General features: G+C 63.2%; 5 protein-coding genes. 2 read left to right on the top strand and 3 right to left on the bottom strand.

Annotation, left to right across the window (positions count from 1 at the left end; translation table 11 throughout):
- Window positions 1–19: 19 nt before the first annotated feature.
- Window positions 20–1,183: a hypothetical protein gene (locus tag ACLP9N_RS06935; protein WP_442383776.1), complete on the bottom strand. Its 1,164-nt coding sequence runs from the start codon at window positions 1,181–1,183 to the stop codon at window positions 20–22.
- Window positions 1,184–1,188: 5 nt separating this feature from the next.
- Complete coding sequence (locus tag ACLP9N_RS06930; RefSeq protein WP_442406694.1) at window positions 1,189–2,127, bottom strand: metal-dependent hydrolase; 939 nt, start codon at window positions 2,125–2,127, stop codon at window positions 1,189–1,191.
- A 129-nt stretch (window positions 2,128–2,256) separates the two neighbouring features.
- On the opposite strand from ACLP9N_RS06930, the gene ACLP9N_RS06925 reads away from it, so the two are divergent.
- Window positions 2,257–2,817 (top strand): TetR/AcrR family transcriptional regulator, encoded by a 561-nt coding sequence (locus tag ACLP9N_RS06925; RefSeq protein ID WP_442406693.1) that lies wholly within the window; start codon window positions 2,257–2,259, stop codon window positions 2,815–2,817.
- Here ACLP9N_RS06925 and ACLP9N_RS06920 read toward each other — a convergent pair.
- Window positions 2,814–3,656, bottom strand: a complete 843-nt coding sequence (locus ACLP9N_RS06920; protein ID WP_442383770.1) for an alpha/beta fold hydrolase — start codon at window positions 3,654–3,656, stop codon at window positions 2,814–2,816. The genes ACLP9N_RS06925 and ACLP9N_RS06920 overlap by 4 nt on opposite strands.
- An 82-nt stretch (window positions 3,657–3,738) precedes the next feature.
- On the opposite strand from ACLP9N_RS06920, the gene ACLP9N_RS06915 reads away from it, so the two are divergent.
- Complete coding sequence (locus ACLP9N_RS06915) at window positions 3,739–4,788, top strand: phosphotransferase family protein (RefSeq protein WP_442406692.1); 1,050 nt, start codon at window positions 3,739–3,741, stop codon at window positions 4,786–4,788.
- The last annotated feature ends 90 nt before the right edge of the window (window positions 4,789–4,878 follow it).

Below are 4,878 nucleotides of genomic sequence, written 5' to 3'. Positions count from 1 at the left end.
CTACGCAGCCTCGGAAGTACTACAGAAACGAGTTCTCACTAGTAAGACCGCGTTCGGGGAATGTCCCGAGCGCGAAGGTCTCGGCGTTGCCCAGACCGGATCCTCCGCCGACGGGATCTTCCACATGCACGAGAAGGTCCCTGAGCTGATGGAGCTCGCGAGCGTTTTCGGGCTTGTCGCAGTCGCTCACGTGGTTGCCTTCGACCTTGAGATCGCCGACCCATTGGCCGTACACCCAGTCGTTCCATCCGTAGTAGCCGGCAGTGCCGAGGTGGAATCCCGTCGGCCCGGCCGCGGTGATCGTCAGGGGGCGTTTGGCGCCGTCGCTGTCGATGAGCGTGATGGTGCCGTGGGTGAACCGGCGGTTGTCGTCTTGGAAGTGCATGTCTTGTTCGACGGACGCAAAGCGGTGCGCGGTGCCGTCGCCATTCTGTTGCTCTGCCTGACAGCGGATCTCGAGGTATCCGTCGCCGCGTTCCTCCTGGTACATGACAAACAGCGTGTATGCAGATCCGTCTTGGCGGGTCAGTGTCATCGGTAGCCAGGTCATGAACATCTGTTTGATCTTGCGGCCGCCGCGGGGCAGGCCGGGGATCGGCTTGCCTACTCCTGGGCGTAGTCCCCACGAGTGGTCGCGAATCGAGATCCATTTGTCTGCCACGATTTCGGTGCGGTGGCCCTCTAGCTCGACCCAACCGGCTGCCACACCTATCTGGTGGTACCGAAGCACGTTATGGGTGACGCGGTACCCGTCGGGGCTGCGGTCGGGCCACGGATCCTCGAGTGCCGCATCGAAGTCGCCGCGCAGCTCGACGTCGAATGCGATTGGGGCGTGTTCGGTCGCGTCGAGGCTCACTTGGATGGCGCGCAGCGCTTCGACCACGCGGTAGTGAATCGGCCCGACGTGGGTGCCTGCTGGGTCGGATGACAACCGCCGCCCGGCCCGTACCGTCCATTGTTCGGTACCACGGCAGACGCCGGCGGCTCCGTCGAAAACCCCGCGGTTGGTGTACTTGCCGATACCGAGGACGACCTGCAGCGAGTTGTCGCGCGCGTGCGCGATTGTCCATATCTTCTCCGTCCACGATGGATCGGACTGGGCGACCGTGGCGAACGTGTCGACGATTTGGTGGGTGAGCAGTTCATCTTCGGGCACCAAACCGCCGTAATTTGTTGACAGCAAAGCGATTACTCTCCTGCAGTGTTGATGGGTGGGGAGCCGAAGAAGGTCGTCATATCTGTGCCGCGGTCGTATTGACGCATCCACTCTGCTGCCCAGTCGGGCAGCGGTTGGTCGGCGGGATCGTGTTTTGGGGTCTGGGACAGCGTTAGTCGCCACACCATCTTGACCAACTGGGTGGTCGGCACCGCATGGAACAACGTCGGCGGGCCAGTTCGCCGGGCGCGTCGACGTCTACCCCCGGGAGCGCGGTATTTGAACTCGTTGAACAACAGATTCGACATCAGCTCTTGAGCAGATGCCCCACGATCTTCATGGGGCACGACCGCATCGAACGTCTTGGCCACCCGCTCGGACAGCTCGCCGACGTGGGCGAACGTAGACCGAACGTGTTTGACGCGGTACCAAGGATCGGGATTGATATGCCGGCACAGGATCAGCCCCGAGCTGCGATGCTCGATCTCTTCGACGAAGTGCCACATCATCAGCGATGCGACCCGCTGATCTCCTCCGCCGAACAATGAATCGCGGTTGTCCAGAATGACTTTGAACAGCGGTGTGAAGGTCGCCTCCAGGTTGGCGATGTAGGCGGCGTGGAATTCGATCGGCTGCTCTTCGATCAGCTCGTCGTAAGCGTTGCAGGCATCGTCGTAACACCGTTCCAATTCGGGATAGCGCGCCACGAGGGCGATCATGTGCTTGCGATGTGCCGCGGCGTGCTGGGCTTCCTGGCGCAGGAACGCATCGGCTTCAGCGGCGGTTTCGGGGTCCTCGTTGAGGCGATCGGCGGCCTTTCGGACCACGCTGACGATGTAGCGCTCAAAGGGCACCGCGATGAACGTGAAGGCATTGCAGAACAGGCCGAAGTTCGGGTTGGCCGGTTGCCACATGAACGGCACCGTCTCATCGAACTCCCAGGGGATCTTGCGGACGACGAGCTTCGTCATCGGTCGCCACCTCCCCGTTGCGGGACTTAACATTGGCATCCAGCGGTGTTTCATATGCCGGTCCGGACGCCGGGGTCTAGGATAGGGCCAGTGTGACATTGGGACCTTTATATGTAAAGGACGGAAACGGTGGCTTCTCGCCCGCTCGCCGACGGCGAACAGTCGACGCGACGACGGATCCTTGCGGCCACGTTCGTCGTGCTCTCGCGCGACGGACGGCGGAAGCTGCAATTGTCCGATGTAGCCGCCGAGGCCAACGTCTCTCGGCCTACCCTCTATCGGTACTTCGGCTCCAAGGAGGGACTGCTGGAAGCGTTCGGCCTGTACGAACAGGACAACTTCGACGCAGGGATGACTGCCGCGATGGCGGGATTGAGCGGACCTGACCGGCTGGATGCTGCACTGCGATTCGTCGTGGACTTCCAGAGCTCGTACTCGCTCGGCTCGCTGGCCGACATCGAGCCCGAACACGTGATCCATCAGATGAAGCGCGCGCTGCCCGTCATGCACGAACGCATCGCCCGCATCATTCCCGGCGAGAACAGCGGCATCGCGGCCGCTGCGGTTGTCCGTATCGCCGTCTGTCACTACGTGATCGGGGGCGGCAACACCGCGGAGTTCCTGGCCGAGCTGCGCCACGCCGCTGGCCTCCACTCGTCACAACGGGGCGTGGTTCAGGCGGTCGGTTAAGCGCCAAGCCAGTCGCCGATTTTGGCAGCGATCAGCTCCGGCTTTTCCAGATGGAGGAAATGGCCGGCATCGTCGATGATCTCGAATGCTGACCCCGCCGTGGGCAAGTGCACCGACATGTCGAATTCATCGAGCAGATCGGCGCCCATTCCGCCGTCGTCGGCACCGTGTAGGTACAGCGTCGGTACCGGCGGCGGCTGCATCGTCGCCGCTTCCTCGGCATGTGCATCGGGATCGGCGAACTGCGGGTTGAACGAGGCGCGGTAGGGGCAGATGACGTTGGCGATGTTGTTGGCAGTGACGTGTTTGCGCAGCTCAGCGATGTCGTCCGACGGGTCGTAGCCGGGCGACCAGTCCGCCCACAGCGACTCCCAGAATCCGGGCTCAACCAGCACGGCGTCGGCGAGGCCGATCTGCTGGATGAACCAGATGTAGAACGACCGCTTGAGTTGGCGGTAGGAAAACATGCGCGTCAGTGCCGCCGCGGGCGGAACTGCCAAGGCGATGTATCTGCTGAATGCCCCTGGATCGGTAACCGCCACTCCATAGCCGGCATGTGCACCCCAGTCGTGCCCGATCAGTATCGCTCGATCGTCTGCCCCGTACCCGCGATGGGTGTCGAGGATATGGCGGACGTAGGTGCCCACGCTGACGTTCCTGTCGACGGGGGCGTCATACCCCGGAAGCCACGGCGCCAGCACTCGGTATCCGCGCTCGGCGAGTTGAGGGCCGAGGTGGCGCCAGGTGTAGGGCGTGTCCGGAAATCCATGGACGAGCACCGCCAGTGCTTTCGCGGTGTCCTCGATGTCGCCGAACGTGATCGGCTTGGGTCGGGTCACCTGGCGAGCGTATTACATCCAGGTTTAGATACGTAAGCAATGATTTCTTTACATGCGACGCATCGTGTGTAACTCTGTCGGGATGGCAGGCATCACGCTCGCTCAGCGCGATCTGGCCGAAACGCGGGAGCGTCTCGAGGCGTGGTTCCAGCACAGATTCGGCGATGAGACCGCGGTGTCCGAGCTGCAGGTGGCTAATCGCGCCGCGGGCTGGTCGAGTGAAAGCCTGATGTTCACGGCGGAAGTCCGCGGGCAGCCAAGCGAATACGTGGTGCGGATACCACCGGCCGGGGGCGGCATCTTCCGCGAGTACGACATCGGTGCTCAGGCGCTGACGCAGGAACTACTCCGCGAGTACGGGGTCGCGACGCCGTCCCCGCTTCTCTACGAGCCTGACCGCGTGTGGATCGGCGCCAAATTCCTCGTGATGCCCCGGATCGTCGGTCACACACCGTCAGACACCTCATACGCGACCCGCGGCTGGCTGCATGACGCGGGCCGCGAAATCCAGCGACACGTGCACGACTCGTTTCTCGGAACGCTTGCGGCGCTTCACCGCGTTCCGGTTGCCGAAGCGCCATGGCTGCAGCGGCCCGGCGGCGTCGGAAACTCCGCCGAGTTGACGTGGTGGCGCGAGTACGCGCGATGGGGAAGCGACAACCAAGTACCCGATCCACTGAGCGAGGCTTTCGCCTGGCTCCTCCGCCGACAACCGGAGGACGACGGCGCCTTGGCGGTGTGCTGGGGCGACGCTCGGCTGTCCAACGCTATCTTCGACGACTCAGGACAGCTCGTCGGCGCGCTGGACTGGGAGCAGGCCTGTGTCTGCCCGCCCGAGACCGATTTCGCGTGGTGGCTGGCCACTCGCCGTCAGATGCTGGAGGTCAACGGCCTCGACGCAGATCCGGAACTGCCGGGGTTCGACAGCCGCGACGACGTGATCCGACGCTACGAGGCGATGATCGGTCGCACGCTCGTCGACCTCGACTGGTACGAGATTTTCGCGATGGTGCGGATGGGGTGCTGCATTCTGCGCATGCAAGCTCTGCTGCGGACGAACGGCCAAGCCGACCACTTCCTCACGCGCGCACCGATTCTACCTGCCTGGACCATTGCCGCGATCCGGGCGTGATCTCTAGTGCGACTAGATCGGCGATCCAGTCGACGGGTCGACGGGCGTCCACTCGAACCCAAATGGATTGGTGCAGTTCAGAACGCACCC

The organism is Mycobacterium sp., assembly GCF_052144515.1.
Lineage (GTDB): Bacteria > Actinomycetota > Actinomycetes > Mycobacteriales > Mycobacteriaceae > Mycobacterium.
Note: the sequence above shows the minus strand (reverse complement) of the source record. Positions and strands in the feature narration are given on the sequence as shown.